Origin of the sequence: Amycolatopsis thermoflava N1165, assembly GCF_000473265.1 — a bacterium.
Classification (GTDB): Bacteria; Actinomycetota; Actinomycetes; order Mycobacteriales; family Pseudonocardiaceae; genus Amycolatopsis_E; species Amycolatopsis_E thermoflava.
In genome coordinates, this window is sequence record NZ_KI421511.1 from 2035534 (window position 1) to 2052292 (window position 16759).

Sequence of the window (16759 nt, forward strand, 5' to 3'; positions counted from 1 at the left end):
TCCCCTAAGGGGTAAACGGCGGCGGCACCCTTGATAACGCTCGTTCACAGACCTAGATTCGGGACAACGCGAGCGCGCCACGGGTGCCGCCGCCGTGTTCTTCTCACACTTCGAAAGGATCTCGGGTCACCATGGACGACTTCACCGACATCACGTACAAGGTCGACAACGGCCTCGCGTGGATCACGATCAACCGGCCCGAGCGGTACAACTCCTTCCGCGCCCGCACCGTCGACGAGCTCGTCAAGGCGTTCAAGAAGGCGTGGAACAGCAACGAGGTCGGCGTCATCTGCCTGACCGGCGCCGGCGAGAAGGCGTTCTGCACCGGCGGCGACCAGAAGCAGCGCGCCGAGACCGGCGACTACGGCCCGTCGGACTCCGGGCTGTTCGAGATCGACGCCCTGCACCACGTCATCCGCGACGTGCCGAAGCCGGTCATCGCCGCGGTGAACGGCTTCGCGATCGGCGGCGGGCACGTGCTGCACGTGCTGTGCGACCTGACGATCGCCGCCGACACCGCGGTCTTCGGCCAGAACGGCCCACGCGTCGGCTCGTTCGACGCCGGGTTCGGCACCGGCTACCTCGCCCGCATCCTGGGCGAGAAGCGGGCGCGCGAGGTCTGGTTCCTGTGCCGCCGCTACACCGCGGCCCAGATGGAGAACTGGGGCCTGGTCAACAAGGTCGTCCCCGCGGCCGACCTGCAGAACGAGGTGCGCGCCTGGGCCGACGAGATCCTGGCCCTGTCCCCCACCGCACTGAAGGTGCTCAAGCAGTCCTTCAACACCGACACCGAGCAGTTCGCCAGCGTCGGGCAGATGGCCTACTCGCACCTGAAGATCTTCGGCGAGACCGCCGAGGCGCAGGAGGGCATCAAGGCGTTCAACGAGAAGCGCAGCCCGGACTTCTCCGCCTTCCGCGGCAACTGATAACGGCCGTTCACGATGAAGTTCACCCCCGAACAGGATGAGTTCGCCGCCGCGGTGCGCGCGTTCTGCGACCGCGAGTGCCGGACACTCGCCCAGCGGGACGCGCTCACCGCGGGCGGCACCCTCGCCAACAGCCCGGAGATCCTGCGCAAGCTCGCCGCACACGGCTGGCTCGGCGTGTCGATCCCGGAGGCCTACGGCGGAGCCGGGGCCGGCATGGTCGACGAGTGCCTGTTCCTCGAGGAGACCTCGCGGGGCCTGGCGCCGATCACGGCCTACTCGACCGGGCTGACCGCCGCGCAGACCTACCTGCGTTACGGCACCGAAGAGCAGAAGAAGGACATCCTCGGCGGCATCTGCGCCGGCGAGATCGAGGCGATCGCGCTGTCCGAACCCGGGGCGGGCTCCGACCTGGGCTCGGTGCGCATCAAGGCCACGCTCGACGGCGACCACTACGTGGTCAACGGCCAGAAGACGTGGACCTCGGCCGCGCACATCGCCAGGCACATCCTGCTGCTGGCCCGCACCGACCCGGGCGGGACCAAGCACCAGGGCCTGACGTTGCTGATCGTGCCCACGGACACCCCCGGCCTGGAGATCCGCGGGATCCAGACCATGGAACCGCACACGGTCAACGACCTGTTCTTCACCGACGTGCGGATCCCGGTCGCGAACGTGGTCGGCGAAGCGGGACAGGCGTGGAAGCACCTCATGCGCGGCCTGTCCGTCGAACGGCTCATCATCGCCACCATGTCGCTGGGCGCGGCGCAGCGGTCGCTGGACGACGTGCTGGCCTACGTCAAGGAGCGGGAGCAGTTCGGCCGCCCGATCGGCAGCTTCCAGGCCATCCGGCACCGCATCGCCGACCTGGCCACCGAAATCGCCTACGCCAAGGCGTTCGTCTACGACGTCGCCGCGCGGATCGACGCCGGCGAGGAGGACCAGCTGGCGCGGGAGGGCGCGATGGCGAAGCTCAAGTGCACCGAGATCGCCAAGCACACCGCGCTGGAGGCGATGCAGATGATGGGCGGCTACGGCTACGCCCGCGAATACGGCATGGAAGGCCAGGTGCGCAAGGCACTGGCCCCGCCCATCTACGGCGGCACCAACGAGATCCAGCGCGAGATCATCAGCAAGAGCCTCGGGCTGTAGAGAGGGACACGCATGGCATCGACGAGGAAGTCCGTGTTCGCCCCCGACCTGCTGGCGGGCAAGCGGATCCTGATCACCGGCGGCGGCACCGGCCTCGGCCGCGGCGTGGCCCGGCACCTGGCCGACCACGGCGCGCAGGTGCACCTGTGGGGCAGGCGGGAAGCGGTGCTGGCCGAAGCCGCCGCGGAAGCGGGCAAGCCGGGCACGGTGCACTACCAGACCGTAGACGTCCGCAAGGCCGAGCTGGTCGACGCGGCGATGGACGAGATCTGGGCGTCGCACGGGCCCCTGACCGGGGTGATCAACAACGCCGCGGCCAACTTCATCGCGCCGACGAAGACGCTGAGCGCCCGCGGGTTCGAGGCGGTCAGCTCGACGGTGATGAACGGGTCGTTCAACACCACCCACGCCGCCGGCCGCCGCTGGATCGAGCAGGGCCTGCCGGGCGTGGTGCTGTCCACGCTGACGACGTGGGTGTGGAGCGGGTCGGCGTTCGTGGTGCCCTCGGCGATGGCCAAGGCCGCGGTGCACGCGATGACGATGTCACTGGCCGTCGAGTGGGCCAGGTACGGGATCCGGCTCAACGCACTGGCCCCCGGCCCGATCCCGACGGACTACGCGTGGGAGATGCTCAACCCGACCGACAAGAGCGCAGTGGGCGCGACCCAGGCCGACCAGGTGCCGATGGGCCGCATGGGCACGGTCGAGGAGCTGGCGAACCTGACGATCTTCCTGCTCTCCGACGCCTGCGACTACCTGACCGGCGAGACGATCGCGATGGACGGCGGGCAACGGCTCGCCGGGCCGGGCACGTTCGCCGGCCTCACGTCGCTGTCCGATGAGGACTGGGCCGAGATCCGCGCGAAGAGCCAGGCCGCGAGCGCGGCGGCGAAGGCGCAGCGCAACGTCTGAGCGCACAAGGGAAGGGGCCGCCTCGGCGGGTGGCCTCTTCCCCGTGCGTCACCGTCCGCAGACATAACCGCCACTCGGATCGGGGGCCGCAGTCACCGACGACAGGGAACCGCCAAGCGCGCGGCCGTGATCGCGCGCCCTGCGGAGCAGCACGCGGGTCGCCTGGCCGTAGCCCTCCGGGCGAGTCGCGAGGTTGCTCGCGTGGTAGCTCAACGACTCCGGCGGGCATCACAATGGAGTCGATCGCCTGCAGCTCCTGGTACATCGGCAGCCGCACTTCGGTCAGCTCGGCCCCGGCGTCCACGAGCAGAGCCAGCATCGCGGTGAACCGCTGCCGCAGCGCCGGATCGGCGGAGGGCGCGAACCGGTCGAGGTCGTCGAATCCCACGCGCACACCCGTCAGATCACCGGTGAGAGCGCCGAGATAGTCCAGCGGACGCGCGTGGTCGAGCGTGTCGCTCAGCGGCACCACGCCCGCCTTCGGCACCCGCCCGAAGGCCGGTTTCAGACCGGTGACGCCGTGTGAACCCGGCGGGCATCGGGATGCTGCCCGGGGTGTCCGTGCCGAGTGCGCCGAGCACCATGCCCGAGGTCACGCCGCCGCCGCACCCCGAGCTGGGCCCGCCTAGTGCTCGGGGTTCCAGGCGTTGCGGGGCAACGGGAACGGCTTGGCCACATCCGGCACGCCGCGGGTGAACTCCATCGTGGTGAGCCTGCCGAGCACCGTCCCGCCCGCGCGGGTGAGGCGCGCGACCGCCGGGGCGTCACCGGCCGCCCAGCCCGGATCGAGGACCAGGCTCTGCGCGGTCGTCGGTGTCCCGTCGCAGCGGCGAGACGGGCGTCGGCCTGGCGCGCTGCGGCCCGGGCGTAGGAACACCCCCGACGTCGCGTCGACGGCGTCCGCGCGGGCGACCGCCTCTTCGGACGGCGGCGGGCCCGACACCCGTCCGGCCCGCAGGTCCGCGGTGGCGGACATGATCGTCCGCGTCACGACGCCACCTGCTCCGCCGCTGTCAGGAAAGACTTCACCATCCCGGCGTCGGCGTAGTACTCGTCGCCCACGCCTTGCACCGCGCGGCGGCGGCCGTACTCGTAGAGCACCGCGAGCTTCCACAACGCCAGCGCGGTGTACCAGTCCAGGGTGGACAGATCCCGCCCGGTCGCCGCCGCGTACCGCTCGGCCAGCTGCTCCCGCGTCGGATAGCCGTCCTCCAGCACCGCCACCCCCAGGTCCTCCGTCGGTGTGCGGGGCTGCCCGGCCACCGGCCAGGACGCGAGGAAGTAGCCGACGTCGAAGAGCGGATCGCCGAGGGTGGCCAGCTCCCAGTCGAGCACGGCGAGGATCCGGCCCGGCGGGTCCGGCGCCACGATCACATTGCCCAGGCGGTAGTCGTTGTGCACGATCGTCGCGCCCGCCTCCGGCGGCACGTGCGCGGCGAGCCACGCGTCGATCCCGGCGAACTCGGCCGGCGGCTTGCCGTCGGCGTCCGCGATCAACCTGCCCATGCGGCGGAAGTGGCGCGCGTTGAACCCCTCCGGCCGTCCCAGGTCGGCCAGGCCGCGCGCCCGCCAGTCCACCGCGTGCAGCGCGGCGAGCGTGTCCACCAGGGATTCCCCGATGCGGCGCCGGTCCGCAGGCGTGCTCAGCGCTTCCGGGGTCCGCTCGGTGATCACCGGGCCCTCGACGTAGCTCATCACGTAGAACGGCACGTCGATCACCTCCCCCGCCTGACCGACCGCGAGCACGTCGGCCACCGGCACGTCCGTCCCCGCCAGCGCCCCGATGAGCTTCGCCTCGCGCAGCATGTCGTGCGCGCCCGGCGGGATCGGCGGGGGCGGCGGCCGCCGCACGACCACCCGCCGCTGCCCGTCGCTCACCAGGAACGTCAGGTTGGAGTGCCCGTCACCGATCCGCCGGGTCGTGACGGGGCCGGCGCAGATCTCGCGCGCGGCGAGGAACCGCGCCAGCCCGTCCCGCTGTTCGTCGTTCCAGTCCCAGCTCATCGACCGCTCTCGATCAGGTGCTGCAGGTACTGCCCCGGCCAGTGCGTCTCGAACTGCCCGGCGCCCTCCTCGCCGTCGATCGTGACCCGGCAAGCGGCCTCGGTGATCACCGTGCCCATCGGGTCCTTCGTGGGCAGCTTGACCGCGCCGAAGGACTCCATGACCAGCCTGGTCGTCTCGCCGGTGATGTCCACGACGTCGGCCTCCAGCCGCGTCTGCACCATGCCGTCGTCGTAGTCGGCCTTGTGCTTGATGTGCGACACCGGGATCGTCACGCCGTCCTTGACGACGTACCCGGCGAAGCCCCACTCGCCACGCGCGATCCAGATCCAGCCGTTGACCACCCGGCCGGATTCGGTGTAGGCGATGAACCACTTCCAGTGGTGCGGCACGCCCCAGTTCCGCACTCCCCACGAGTGGTCCCGGTGGCCCTTGCGATCCCACGCGATCCACCTGCCGCCGACCTCCAGGAAGCCGGTGACGTGGCCGGTCTGCTCGAGCCGGTTCGCCGCGAACCACGACGGCAGGCCGTCCGGGTTGCTCTTGTAGCTGAACGCGTCGTGCAGCGCGGTGAAATCGAACTGCAGGCTCACCTCGTCGCTGGAGTAGCTCACCTGCGCGGTGCGGCGAAGCTCCGGCTGCTTGACGGTGAGGCCCTCGAACTCGAAGTTGTCGAGGTCCATGTCGTCGCCGACGGTGCCCTGAGCCAGTTTCAGCGCGACCGGCTCGGTTCCCGGGCCCCACACCGACACGTTGTAGCCGGTCTTGCCGCGGTCGGTCAGGTACAGGTAGACCTGCATGCCCAGCTGCTCGTCGGGCATGACCGTCTCCCAGAACAGGCTGTCCCGCATCCGGCCGCCCGGCTCGGGCCAGTGCCGCAGGTCGTCGTCGGGCCCGAACCCGGGGTCGATGTCTCCCAGCGTCGTCATCGTCTACCTTCCTGTGAACTGCGGCGCGCGCTTGTCCTTGAACGCCGCGAGCGCCTCGGTCATGTCGTCGCAGCGGGTCAGCAGCGCCTGCCCGCGGTTCTCCAGCTCCAGCGCCGCGCCGTAGGAGGCGACCTCCTGGTTGCGCTGCAATGCCCGCTTGGACATCCGCACCCCGCCCGGCGAGTTCCCGGCGATCTGCCGGGCGGTCGCCAGGGCCTCGTCCAGCAGGCTCTCCGACGGCACGACCCGGTTCACCAGCCCGATCCGCTCCGCCTCCTCGGCGGCGACGACCCGTGCCGTGTACGCGATCTCGGCGGCGCGGCCAGGGCCGACCAGCCGGGTCAGCTGCCAGGAGGTGCCCAGCTCTCCCGCCGACAGGCCCACCTTGACGAACGCCGCGCTGAACTTCGCGGTCGGCGCGGCGAGCCGGATGTCGGCCGCCAGAGCCAGGGCCATGCCGCCGCCCACCGCGGCGCCGTGCACCGCCGCGATCACCGGGAACGGCAGCGCGCGGATCGCGGCCAGCCCGCCGGTGGCCAGCTCCTGGAAGTGCAGGAACTCGCGCACCCCCATTCGGGTGATCACGTCGATCTCGTCCAGGTCGAAGCCGGCGCAGAAGGCCCGCTCCCCCGCACCGGTCACGATCAGCGCCCGGGCCTTGCTGTCCCGCATGGCGCGGGCGGCGGCGAGGAACTCGCCGAACATCGCCACGGTCTGGGAGTTCATCCGGTCCGGCCGGTCGATGCGCAGCAGCAGGACCCCGTCCTCGGGTTCCTCGATCCGCAGTGTCGTCAGCTCCGGCACTTCGAAGTCGATCATGTCGGTCCCCTCACCGGCCGGTGAACTTCGGCGCGCGCTTTTCCTTGAAGGCGGCCAGCGCCTCGGGCATGTCGGAGCCGCGGGTCAGCAGCGCCTGACCCCGGTTCTCCAGCTCCAGGGCCGCGGCGTAGGAGGTGACCTCCATGTTCGCCTGCAGCGCCCGCTTGGACAGCTGCACCCCGCCCGGCGAATTCGCGCAGATCAGCGACGCCATCGCGAGCGCCTCCGCCAGCAGCCGTTCGCCCGGCACGACCTTGTTCACCAGCCCGGTCCGCTCGGCCTCCTCGGCGAACACGAACCGCCCGGTGTAGGCGATCTCCGAGGCGAGCGCGGGGCCGACGATCCGCGGCAGCAGCCAGGACGCTCCGAGGTCGCCCGCGGACAGTCCGATGCGGACGAAGGCGGCGTTGAACTTGGCGTTCTCCGCGGCGATCCGGATGTCGGCGGCCAACGCGAGCGACAGCCCACCGCCGGCCGCGGCACCGTTGACCGCGGCGATCACCGGGATCCGCAGCGCCCTCAGCGCCGCCAGCCCGCGTGCCGCGTGCTCCTGCCTCTCCAGCATCTCCAGTGCGGTCAGGCCGGGCAGCTCGTCGGCGTCGTCCAGGTCGTAGCCGGCGCAGAACGCCTTGCCCGCGCCGGTCAGGACCAGCACCCGTGCCGCGTCGTCGTCGTTCAGCGCGAACGCCAGCTCCTCGAACTCCGCGAACATCCGCACCGTCATCGAGTTCAGGCTGTCCGGCCGGTTCAGCGTCGCCACCACGACACCCTCGACCGGCTCGGTCAGCTCGATCGTCTCGAGTTTCAGATCCACCATCAGCGCATCCCCTCCACAATCGCCACCGTCGCCTCCTCCGCTTCGTCGGGTTTGAGCCCCCACGGCACGCTGACCAGGCCGAGGTGGTCGTAGTCGCGGGCGTGCACCGCGACCCGGGCCTTGAGTTCGCCGGGGCGGCAAGCCACACCGACGGCGTCGAGCGCCGCGTCCGGCACCGCGGCGGCCATCGCCTCGGGGTCGCCCGCGCGTGCGGCCTCCCGGATCTTCGCCTGCGCGTCCGACCAGCCGTGCAGCTCGAAGAGCGCGTCGTAGACGCGCGAGGCCGCGTACTGGGCCACCGCGAACGCCAGCCGGTTCCGGGCGGCTTCCTCGTCGACATCCACCGCGCACATCAGGATGCCCATCAGTTGCAGGTCGCCGGGCTCCCGGCCGGAGTCGGCCAGGCCCGCGTCGAGGTTGGGCCGCACCACCTCGTCCAGGTAGGCGGTGGTGAACATCGGGTGCCCGACCAGCCCGTCGGCGACGCGCCCCGCGGCGCGGATCATCCGCGGATTGACGCCTGCGGTCCAGATCGGCAGGTGCTCCTGCACCGGCGGCGGGGTGTCCGAAGTGGGCCGCAGCCGCACCCGGTAGAAGCGGCCCTCGTGCTCGACCGGCCCCTCGTGCAGGCGCCACAGTTTGCGCAGCACGGTGACCAGCTCTTCCATCCGGGCGGCCGGGGCTTCGCCGCTGACGCCGTGCCAGTCCGCCATCATCCGCGGAGTGCCGTTGCCCAGCCCGAGGGTGAGCCGTCCGCCGGAAAGCTCGTCGAGGTCGCGGGCCTCGGCCGCCCACACCAGCGGGGACCGGCCCACGCCGTAGGCGATGTTGGTGCCGAGCCGCACCCGGCTGGTCGCCTGGGACAGCACCGCCAGCGGCACCGTCGCGGACCGGTTGTACAGCTCGCCGGTCCACACCGCGTCGAACCCGGCCTCCTCGGCTCTCGCGGCGATCTCCGCCGTGCGCCGGAACCGTTCCGGTCCCGAACCCGAGCTGAAGACGGTCAGTCCGTACATGCCACTCCCTCCCCGGCGATCGCACCCGACCGCCACCACTGCTCGACTCGTTCCGCGGCCACGCCCCAGTCCCGCAACGCCTCCCCGGTGTGCTCGCCCGGCAGCGGCGGACGGCGCCCGAGCTGTGCCGGCGTGCGGCTGAACTTCGGCGCGGGGGCGGGCTGCACGAGTCCGTCCTGCTCCACAAAGGACTTGCGTGCCACGCTGTGCGGATGCCGCGGCGCCTCGTCGACGTCCAGCACCGGTGCGACACACGGGCCGCGGCCCTCGGCCAGCGCGGCCCACTCGTCGCGGGTGCGGGTGCGGACAGCGTCGGCGAACAGCTTGCGCAGCCGCGGCCACGTCCTGCGGTCGTCACGATCGGGCAGGTCCGCCGGCAGACCGAGCAGGTCGACGAGGTCGTCGTAGAAGCGCGGCTCCAGCGCGGCGACCGACAGCCACTTCCCGTCGGCGGTCTCGTAGACGTCGTAGAACGGCGCCCCGCTGTCGACCAGGTTGGCGCCCCGCTCCCGGTTCCACGCCCCGGTCTGCGCGAACCCGAAGAACGCGGTGGACAGCAGGGCCGAGCCCTCCACCATCGCCGCGTCGACGACCTGACCGCGGCCGGAACGCTGCCGTTCCAGCAGCGCGGCAAGGATCCCGAGGGCCAGCAGCGAGCCGCCGCCGGCGAAGTCGCCGATCAGCGACAGCGGCGGGGTGGGCGGCTGCCCGTGACGGCCGATCAGCGACAGGGTCCCGGACAGTGCCACGTAGTTGAGGTCGTGGCCGACCGCCTGCGCGAGCGGGCCGTCCTGGCCGAACCCCGTCATCCGCCCGTAGACCAGGGCCGGGTTGCGCGCCAGGCAGACGTCGGGCCCGATGCCGAGCCGCTCGGCCACGCCGGGCCGGAAGCCCTCGACAAGCGCGTCGGCCCGCTCGACCAGGTCCAGCACCACCGAGGCGCCGTCGGGGTTCTTCAGGTCGACGGCGACCGACCGGCGGCCGCGGTGCAACAGCTCCGTGCGGAAGTCGGCGCTGGGCCCGACCAGCACGGCACCCTCCGCGCGGTCCAGCCGGAGCACCTCGGCGCCCAGGTCGGCCAGCAACATCGCGCAGAACGGGCCGGGCCCGATCGAACCGACCTCGACGACCCGGAAACCGGCCAGCGGGCCCGTCACAGGGCGATCACCTCCTGCACCTCGCGGGAGGCGAGGTCGGCGACCGGTCCGGAACCGGCGAGCTTCCCCTTGCGCAGTGCGAGGAAACTGTCCGCCAGCGCGCGGATCATGCCGATGTGCTGCTCGACCAGCAGCAGCGCAGTGCCGCGAGAGCGGATTTCCCGCAGCGCCGCGGTCAGCTCGTCGATCACCACGGGCGCGAGGCCCTCGGTGGGTTCGTCGAGCATGAGCAACTTCGGCTCGGCCAGCAGGGCGCGGGCGATCGCGAGCATCTGCTGTTCACCGCCGGACAACGCCGTGCCGGGCCGCTTCGCACCCCGGCCGAGGTTCGGGAACAGCTCGTACACCGCCTCGACGCTCCACTGCCCCCGCCGGCGGGACGCACGCCCGAGGAGGATGTTCTCCTCCACCGTCAGGTTGCCGAAGATGCGTTTGCCCTGCGGCACCAGGCTCACGCCCCGCGCCGCCGGTTCGTGGCGCCTGCGGCCGGCGGGTGTGCCGTCGAGGAGGATCTCGCCGGTCACCTGGGGCACCCCGTAGACCGACAGCAGCGCGGTGGTCTTACCCGCGCCGTTGCGGCCGACCAGCCCCACCGTGCTGCCTTCCTCGATCGTGAACGACACGTCGTCCAGCACGACCGCGCCGTCGTAGGAGGCGCGCACTCCCTTGAACTCCAGGATCGCACTCACGCGGCACTCCCCAGGTAGGCGCGCACGACCTCGGCGTCGGCTCGCACCTCGGCCGGGGCGCCGTGGGCGAGGACCTTGCCGAGGTTGAGCACGGTGATCACGTCGCAGACCCGGAACACGCCGTCGACGTCGTGTTCCACCAGCACCGCGGCGACATCGCGCTCGCGGCACAGCCGCCGCACGTGGTCGAGCAGGCGCACCGACTCGTCGGCGACCAGGCCGGCGCACGGTTCGTCGAGCAGGACCACCCGCGGGTTGCCGATCAACGCGAGCGCCAAGTCGACACTGCGTTGCGTACCGTAGGCGATCTCGGCGCAGACCCGGTCCAGCACCGGCCCCAGCTCCAGTGCCTCGACAACGGCCGCGACGTCGTCCGCGCCCTGCCGGTGGGCGACCATGTCCAGCTGCGCCCGCACGGTCATCGACGGGAACACGCTGGTGCGCTGGAACGAGCGGGCGATCCCGCGGTGCCGCCGCCACCGCGGCGGGCGGCGAGTGATGTCCTCACCGACGTAGCGCACGGTTCCCGCGGACGGCTTCACCCGTCCCGACAGCGCGTCCAAGAACGTCGACTTGCCCGCCCCGTTGGGTCCGATGACGCCGTGCAGGACGCCCGGATCCAGCGCGATGTCCACTGTGTCCAGTGCGTGGACCGCGCCGTAGCGCACGCTCACCCCGGTCGCTTCGAACAGGCTCATTTCCCGCCCCTTCGCCAGAACCGGCGCCGCAGCTTCCCGAACACACCGGTGATGCCGCCGGGCAGGAACACCAGCACCACCACCAGCGCGACGCCGGTGTAGAGCTGGAGGTTGCCCGAGCTGTTGAACTCCGCCTGCGCCCAGACATAGGCCAGCGCGCCGACGACCGGCCCCGCCAGCGAACCGAGACCGCCGACGATCGCCGCGATCAGCGAGTCACCCGCCTTGAGGAAGCCGAGCACGTCCGGCGAGACGTAGGCGGCGTTGAGGGCGAACAGCACCCCGCCGAGCGCGGCCACGGCCCCGGAGACGACGAACGCGGCCAGGCGGGGCCGGAACGTGCCGAACCCGGAGAAACGCATGCGTTCCTCGTTCTCCCGGATGCCTTCCAGCACGATGCCGAACCGCGCGCGGCCGAGCAGCCACAGCACGACCGCCGCGGCGACCAGCGCGATCCACACCACCGGCCAGAACAGCGCCGCGTTCATGACGTCGTCCATCGGCATGCCGAAGACGGCCTGGCCGGGTTCGACGTGCACCTGCAACCCGTCGTAGGCGCCGGTCCACGGCCGGGCCACGGTCTGCACACAGAACTGGTAGAGGGCTTGGCCGAGCGCGAGCGTCAGCATCAGGAAACCCATCCCCGAAGCGCGCACGACGAGCAGCCCCATGAGCACGGCCAGTCCCGTTCCCACGGCCAGCCCGAACAGTGCCGCGGGAAGCGGGCCCCAGCCCCACTGCTGCGTCGCGATGGCCAGCGCGTAGGCCGCACCGCCGAAGAAGGCGGTGTGGCCCAGGCTGATCAGCCCGAGGTGCCGGGCCAGGAACCCGATCCCGAGCGCCAGCAGCGCGAGGATGACCCCGTCGAGCAACAGTCCCATCGTGTAGCGGTCGGGCACCACGTACGGCACGGCGAGCCCGGCGACGGCGGCCACCACGGCGATCGCGAGACCACGCAGGACGAGCCGGCGGTGCAGACCGGTCTTCGACGGGCCGGCGACCACTTCCGGCTCGGCGACGGCGAGAGTGCTCACGCTTGCCTCCCGAAGAGCCCGGCCGGCCGCCACAGCAGCACGGCCACCAGCGCCGCGTACGGCACCAGGACGGCGACGCTGGGCAGCCACACCGCGCCGAGGGTCTGCACGACGCCCAGCGCCATCCCGGCGGTCATCGCGCCGGCGATGCTGCCGGCGCCGCCGATCACGACCACGATGAGGACGTTGATCAGGATGGCCACGCCCATGCCAGGATCGACCGACACGTACGGCGCGGCGAGCGCGCCCGCGAGCCCGGCCAGGGCCGCGCCGAGGCACACCACGACGAGGCTGACGCGGTCGGCGTTTATGCCGAGAATCTGCGCCGTCTGCCCGTCCCTGCTCGCCGCCCGGATGTGCAGGCCGAGCCGCGACGCGCGCAGCCACCAGGTCAGGCCGACCGCCAGCACCACCGCGAACCCGATGATCAGCAGGCGGTAGCTCGGGTAGTCGACGCCGAACACCGAGGTGGTGCCGCCGAGCCCGGCAGGCGGAGCGACCGCGAGCGTGCGCTCGCCCCAGATCAGCACGATGACGCGTTCGAGCACCATCGCCACGCCGAAGGTCACCAGCCCGACCTCGATGTGGGAGCGGTGCTGCAGCCGCCGGAAGAACACCAGCTCCAGCACCGCGCCGAGCACCGCGAGCACCGCCGGGGCCACCACGAGCGCGAGCCAGAACGAGAAGTTCGCGCTGACGCTGTAGGCAAGGTACGCGCCGGCCATGTAGAGGGCGCCGTGCGAGAAGTTCGTGACACCGCGCAGGCCGTAGATCATCGCCAGCCCGGAGCTGAGGATCATCAGCAGCGAGCCGAACGCGATCCCGTTGAGCAGCTGGGCGAAGTTCACGCGATCACCCCTTCAGCGTGCAGGCCGGGTCGGCCTGCGGGGTGGTCTGCGTGCCCGGGGCACTCGCGATGATCTTGAACGCGAGCCCGCTGCCGTCCTTGACGACCTGCCCCAGGTAGGAGGGCCGCACCAGCTGGTGATCACCCGCGCGCATGGTCACCGAACCGGCGATGCTGTCGAAGGTGAGGTCGTTCAACGCCTCACGCACCTTGACCGGGTCGGAGCTGCCTGCCTTGCGGATACCGGCGAACAGCGTCTCCGCGGCGAGGTAGGCGTCGGCTTCGACGTAGTAGGGCTTGGTGCCGAACTTGGCCTGGAAGCCCTGCACGAACTGCCGGTTGAGCGGGTTCTCCGCGCCCGGGTCGTAGCCGACGTTGTTGTAGAAGCCGGTGATCTTGTCGCCCAGCGCCGGGAAGAGCGGCTCGGAGACCATGTTGAAGCCGAGCACGCTGCGGAACTTGGCGGGCAGGTTGAACTGTGCGGCCTGGTTGACGAACGCGACGCCGTCGGCGCCGTACTCGACGGCGAACAGCGCGTCGGCGTCGCTGGCCTGCAGCTTGGTGATGTAGGAGCCGAACTCGGTGGTGTTGAGCGGCGCGAACTGCTCGAGCACGACCTGCTTGCCTGCGGCCTGCGCGGCCTCGCGGAAGATGTCGGCCGCGGTGTGCCCGGTGGAGTAGTCGACGGCCTGCACGGCCCAGCGGTCGCCGGGCAGGTTCTTCAGCGTCGCGGCGAGCGCGTTGACGTCCATCCGGTTGGTCTGCACGGTGCGGAAGGCGTTGGCGGTGCAGTCCTTGCCGGTGAGGGCGTCGTCCTTGCCGAGGCTGTTGAACGACAGCGCGCCCAGCGCGTCGAGCTGCTGGTTGAGTGCGCCGTGCTCGGTGGAGGTCATGACCGCGCCGATGAACTGGGCGCCGCGCTGGGTGACCGCCTCGCGGGCGGCGCGCAGCGTCGTGGCCGAGGTGGCGTCGGTGTCCATCCGGATCAGCTCGACCTGGCGGCCGTCGATCCCGCCCTGGGCGTTGACGGTGTCGACGGCGTACTGCCAGCCTTTCGCGGCGTCGGATCCGAACTGGGCGAGCGCCCCGGACGAAGGTGGGATGATGGCGACCTTGATGGCCCCGGTGGCATCTCCCGCCTCGCTGCTGCCGGGGGTGCCGCACGCGGCGACGAGCGCCCCGGCCAGGAGAGCGGTAAGCACTGGAACGACTTTGTTCCTCACGATTGCCTCGACAAGTCCGTTGGGGAGCCGGGAAAGGACTCCGGGGTGGGAGGGTCAGACGCGTCCCCCGAATTTTGGTCTTATCATTGGAACAAATGCGTCTCCACAAAGGGGCAAAAGGCTCTCCCCCGTGGGCGATCATCTCCCCCGATCGGGATATCCCGCACTCAGGCGAAATCCGGTGGCCGCTTCTCCAGGAACGCGGTGATTCCCTCACGGGCCTCGCCGGACTCGAACAACTCCTGTTCCTGCGCCACCTCGAACCGGAAACCCTGCTCCAGCGGCAGATCGAACGCGGCGTCCACGGTGCGGATCACCGCCTGCTGTGCGGGCAGCGACAACCGGGCCAGCTCCCGCCCGAGCTCGAGCGCGGCCTTCTCCGCCGTGCCCGCCGCCACCAGCCGGTCGATCAGCCCGATCTCGTGCGCCTCCTCGGCGGGCACCTGGCGGGCGGTGAGCATGATGTCCAGCGCCCGCCCGCGGCCGACCAGGCGCGGCAGCCGTTGCGTCCCGCCCGCGCCCGGGATGAGGCCGAGCTTGACCTCCGGCAGCCCGAACTTCGCCGCCGACGACCCGACCCGGAGGGTGCACGCCATCGCCAATTCCAGACCGCCGCCCAGCGCCAGCCCGTCCACGGCGGCGATGGAGATCCGGTCGGCGGAGGCAAGCCGGTCCAGGACGCCGCGCAGCCGGTCGCCGTATTCGGTGAACGACTTCGCGTCGATCGCGGACATGTGCTTGATGTCGGCGCCGGCCGCGAAGAACCCGGGGATCTCCGACGAGACCACCACGACCTTGGCCTCGCTCGCGTCGAGCGCCGCGTTCATCCCGTCGATGATGGGCAGCCCCAGCGCGTTCGCCGGAGCGCGTCGCAGGGTGAAAACTTCGATGCCGTCACCGGCGTCGCGCCGGACGACCGCGTTGTCGCTCATGGAAATCCTTCCGTGTGCTCAGGGGCGGCGCGGGAACCGGCCGAAGTCGGGCCGCCGCTTGTCCTTGTAGGCCTCGCGGCCTTCCTTGGCCTCCTCGGAGGCGTAGAACAGCAGGTTGGCATCGTGCGCGAGCTGCTGGATGCCGGCCAGCCCGTCCTCGGTCGCGTGGAAGCTCGCCTTGAGCATCCGCAGCGCGAACGGCGAAAGATCCAGCATCTCCCGGCACCAGGCCACGGTCTCGGCCTCCAGCTCGGCCAGCGGCACCACCGCGTTGACCAGGCCCATCTCCAGCGCCTGGCGCGCGTCGTACTGGCGGCACAGGAACCAGATCTCCTTGGCCTTGCGCGCGCCGACCAGATTGGACAGCAGCCCCGCGCCGAACCCGCCGTCGAACGAGCCGACACGCGGGCCGGTCTGCCCGAACCGCGCGTTGTCGGCCGCGATCGCCAGATCGCAGACCAGCTGGAGCACCTGTCCCCCGCCGACCGCGTACCCGGCGATCATCGCGACCACCGGTTTCGGCAGCCGCCGGATCTGCACGTGCAGGTCGGTGACGTGGAACCGGCCGGGCTTGCCCGGCTCGGACAGGTAGCCGGTGTCCCCGCGCACGCGCTGATCACCGCCGGAGCAAAACGCGAGATCGCCCTGTCCGGTCAGGACGATCACGCCGATCGAGGTGTCCTCACGCGCCACGTCCAGCGCGTCGGAAATCTCCACCAGCGTCTGCGGCCGGAACGCGTTGCGCACCTCCGGGCGGCAGATCGTGACCTTGGCTATGCCGTCCCCGCTGTAGTCGAGCCGGATGTCGGTGTAGTCGCCGACCTGCTTCCAGTCGACGCTCACGCCATCGTCAATCCGCCGGACACGGACAGGGTCTGCCCGGTGATGTACTCGGCGGCGTCGGAGGCGAAGAAGGCGACGGCGGCCGCGACATCACTCGGCTTGGCCAGCCGCTTCATCGGCACCCCGCGCACCATGCCGGCCAGCACCTTGTCCGCGTCCTGCCCGGAGTTGTCGGCGAACTTGCGCAGCGCCGGGGTGTCGGTCGGGCCCGGGCACACGGTGTTCGCGGTGATGCCCTTGGTGGCGACCTCACGGGCCAGGGTCTTGGTGAAGGCGATGATGCCGCCCTTGGCGCCCGAGTACACCGCCTCCAGGGACGAACCGACGCGGCCCGCGTCGGAGCCGATGTTGATCACCCGGCCGAACCCGCGCTCGATCATGCCCGGCACGACGGTGTGGATGACCCGCAGCGCGCCCTTGAAGTTGATGTCCAGGATGCGGTTCCAGAAGTCCTCGTCGGTGTCGACGAACTTCATGAAGTCGTCCCAGCCGGCGTTGTTCACCACGATCTCGACCGGACCGAGCTCCTCGGTCACCGTCTTGACCGCGGCCTGCACCGACGCGGTGTCGGTGATGTCGGTCCGCACGGCCAGCGCGGTGCCGCCGGCGTCGCTGATGGTCTTCGCGGTGGCCTGCGCGGCTTCGGCGTTGAGGTCGGCGATCGCGACCCGGTACTTCTGCTCGCCCAGGGTCTGCGCGATGCCCTGCCCGATGCCCTGCGCACCACCGGTGACGAGCGCGACGCGGTTGCTCATGTCGAG

18 protein-coding genes are annotated in these 16759 nt (G+C 71.1%); 3 read left to right on the forward strand and 15 right to left on the reverse strand.

What is annotated here, in order from left to right; translation table 11 throughout:
• Positions 1-131: 131 nt before the first annotated feature.
• Genes AMYTH_RS0110175 through AMYTH_RS0110185 form a run of 3 tightly spaced genes read left to right on the forward strand, consistent with a single transcriptional unit; the run spans position 132 to position 2990 of the window.
• Complete coding sequence (locus tag AMYTH_RS0110175; RefSeq protein ID WP_027930224.1) at positions 132-926, forward strand: enoyl-CoA hydratase-related protein; 795 nt, start codon at positions 132-134, stop codon at positions 924-926.
• 15 nt (positions 927-941) lie between these two features.
• Positions 942-2078, forward strand: a complete 1137-nt coding sequence (locus AMYTH_RS0110180; protein WP_027930225.1) for an acyl-CoA dehydrogenase family protein — start codon at positions 942-944, stop codon at positions 2076-2078.
• A gap of 12 nt (positions 2079-2090) precedes the next feature.
• Positions 2091-2990, forward strand: a complete 900-nt coding sequence (locus tag AMYTH_RS0110185; protein ID WP_027930226.1) for an SDR family oxidoreductase — start codon at positions 2091-2093, stop codon at positions 2988-2990.
• Positions 2991-3615: 625 nt separating this feature from the next.
• On the opposite strand, the gene AMYTH_RS49900 is transcribed toward AMYTH_RS0110185, so the two are convergent.
• The 15 genes from AMYTH_RS49900 to AMYTH_RS0110260 all read right to left on the reverse strand — a co-directional run bounded on the left by AMYTH_RS49900 (position 3616) and on the right by AMYTH_RS0110260 (position 16753).
• Positions 3616-3981, reverse strand: coding sequence for an amidase family protein (locus tag AMYTH_RS49900; protein WP_027930227.1), 366 nt, complete (start codon positions 3979-3981; stop codon positions 3616-3618).
• Positions 3978-4994, reverse strand: coding sequence for a phosphotransferase family protein (locus tag AMYTH_RS0110195; protein ID WP_027930228.1), 1017 nt, complete (start codon positions 4992-4994; stop codon positions 3978-3980). Before AMYTH_RS0110195 ends, AMYTH_RS49900 begins: the two co-directional genes overlap by 4 nt.
• Positions 4991-5923, reverse strand: a complete 933-nt coding sequence (locus tag AMYTH_RS0110200; RefSeq protein WP_027930229.1) for a DUF7064 domain-containing protein — start codon at positions 5921-5923, stop codon at positions 4991-4993. Before AMYTH_RS0110200 ends, AMYTH_RS0110195 begins: the two co-directional genes overlap by 4 nt.
• A gap of 3 nt (positions 5924-5926) precedes the next feature.
• Positions 5927-6742: an enoyl-CoA hydratase/isomerase family protein gene (locus tag AMYTH_RS0110205; RefSeq protein WP_027930230.1), complete on the reverse strand. Its 816-nt coding sequence runs from the start codon at positions 6740-6742 to the stop codon at positions 5927-5929.
• A 10-nt stretch (positions 6743-6752) separates the two neighbouring features.
• Positions 6753-7559 (reverse strand): enoyl-CoA hydratase/isomerase family protein, encoded by an 807-nt coding sequence (locus AMYTH_RS0110210; RefSeq protein ID WP_027930231.1) that lies wholly within the window; start codon positions 7557-7559, stop codon positions 6753-6755.
• Positions 7559-8575 (reverse strand): LLM class flavin-dependent oxidoreductase, encoded by a 1017-nt coding sequence (locus AMYTH_RS0110215; protein ID WP_027930232.1) that lies wholly within the window; start codon positions 8573-8575, stop codon positions 7559-7561. Before AMYTH_RS0110215 ends, AMYTH_RS0110210 begins: the two co-directional genes overlap by 1 nt.
• Positions 8563-9732: a CaiB/BaiF CoA transferase family protein gene (locus tag AMYTH_RS0110220; RefSeq protein WP_027930233.1), complete on the reverse strand. Its 1170-nt coding sequence runs from the start codon at positions 9730-9732 to the stop codon at positions 8563-8565. Before AMYTH_RS0110220 ends, AMYTH_RS0110215 begins: the two co-directional genes overlap by 13 nt.
• Positions 9729-10421 (reverse strand): ABC transporter ATP-binding protein, encoded by a 693-nt coding sequence (locus tag AMYTH_RS0110225; RefSeq protein WP_027930234.1) that lies wholly within the window; start codon positions 10419-10421, stop codon positions 9729-9731. The genes AMYTH_RS0110220 and AMYTH_RS0110225 overlap by 4 nt, the downstream gene beginning before the upstream one ends.
• A complete protein-coding gene (locus AMYTH_RS0110230; protein WP_027930235.1) occupies positions 10418-11119 on the reverse strand; it encodes an ABC transporter ATP-binding protein in 702 nt (233 codons plus the stop codon). The genes AMYTH_RS0110225 and AMYTH_RS0110230 overlap by 4 nt, the downstream gene beginning before the upstream one ends.
• On the reverse strand, positions 11116-12153 hold the full coding sequence (locus tag AMYTH_RS0110235; protein ID WP_027930236.1) for a branched-chain amino acid ABC transporter permease: 1038 nt from the start codon (positions 12151-12153) through the stop codon (positions 11116-11118). Before AMYTH_RS0110235 ends, AMYTH_RS0110230 begins: the two co-directional genes overlap by 4 nt.
• Complete coding sequence (locus AMYTH_RS0110240) at positions 12150-13001, reverse strand: branched-chain amino acid ABC transporter permease (protein WP_027930237.1); 852 nt, start codon at positions 12999-13001, stop codon at positions 12150-12152. The genes AMYTH_RS0110235 and AMYTH_RS0110240 overlap by 4 nt, the downstream gene beginning before the upstream one ends.
• Positions 13002-13005: 4 nt before the next feature.
• Entirely contained in the window at positions 13006-14202 is a 1197-nt protein-coding gene (locus AMYTH_RS0110245; protein WP_027930238.1) for an ABC transporter substrate-binding protein, read from the reverse strand.
• A 188-nt stretch (positions 14203-14390) separates the two neighbouring features.
• Positions 14391-15155 (reverse strand): enoyl-CoA hydratase/isomerase family protein, encoded by a 765-nt coding sequence (locus AMYTH_RS0110250; RefSeq protein ID WP_027930239.1) that lies wholly within the window; start codon positions 15153-15155, stop codon positions 14391-14393.
• A gap of 18 nt (positions 15156-15173) precedes the next feature.
• The gene (menB, locus tag AMYTH_RS0110255) at positions 15174-15998 is read right to left on the reverse strand and encodes a 1,4-dihydroxy-2-naphthoyl-CoA synthase (RefSeq protein ID WP_027930240.1); all 825 of its coding nucleotides are present in this window, start codon (positions 15996-15998) and stop codon (positions 15174-15176) included.
• Positions 15995-16753: an SDR family NAD(P)-dependent oxidoreductase gene (locus tag AMYTH_RS0110260; protein ID WP_027930241.1), complete on the reverse strand. Its 759-nt coding sequence runs from the start codon at positions 16751-16753 to the stop codon at positions 15995-15997. Before AMYTH_RS0110260 ends, menB begins: the two co-directional genes overlap by 4 nt.
• Positions 16754-16759 lie beyond the last annotated feature (6 nt).

Excerpts from the sequence above, each read along its gene's own strand:
- AMYTH_RS0110175 (WP_027930224.1), top strand. The coding sequence starts at position 132 with ATGGACGACTTCACCGACATCACGTACAAGGTCGACAACGGCCTCGCG.
- AMYTH_RS0110180 (WP_027930225.1), top strand. The coding sequence starts at position 942 with ATGAAGTTCACCCCCGAACAGGATGAGTTCGCCGCCGCGGTGCGCGCG.
- AMYTH_RS0110185 (WP_027930226.1), top strand. The coding sequence starts at position 2,091 with ATGGCATCGACGAGGAAGTCCGTGTTCGCCCCCGACCTGCTGGCGGGC.
- AMYTH_RS0110195 (WP_027930228.1), bottom strand. The coding sequence starts at position 4,994 with ATGAGCTGGGACTGGAACGACGAACAGCGGGACGGGCTGGCGCGGTTC.
- AMYTH_RS0110200 (WP_027930229.1), bottom strand. The coding sequence starts at position 5,923 with ATGACGACGCTGGGAGACATCGACCCCGGGTTCGGGCCCGACGACGAC.
- AMYTH_RS0110205 (WP_027930230.1), bottom strand. The coding sequence starts at position 6,742 with ATGATCGACTTCGAAGTGCCGGAGCTGACGACACTGCGGATCGAGGAA.
- AMYTH_RS0110210 (WP_027930231.1), bottom strand. The coding sequence starts at position 7,559 with ATGGTGGATCTGAAACTCGAGACGATCGAGCTGACCGAGCCGGTCGAG.
- AMYTH_RS0110215 (WP_027930232.1), bottom strand. The coding sequence starts at position 8,575 with ATGTACGGACTGACCGTCTTCAGCTCGGGTTCGGGACCGGAACGGTTC.
- AMYTH_RS0110230 (WP_027930235.1), bottom strand. The coding sequence starts at position 11,119 with ATGAGCCTGTTCGAAGCGACCGGGGTGAGCGTGCGCTACGGCGCGGTC.
- AMYTH_RS0110250 (WP_027930239.1), bottom strand. The coding sequence starts at position 15,155 with ATGAGCGACAACGCGGTCGTCCGGCGCGACGCCGGTGACGGCATCGAA.
- AMYTH_RS0110260 (WP_027930241.1), bottom strand. The coding sequence starts at position 16,753 with ATGAGCAACCGCGTCGCGCTCGTCACCGGTGGTGCGCAGGGCATCGGG.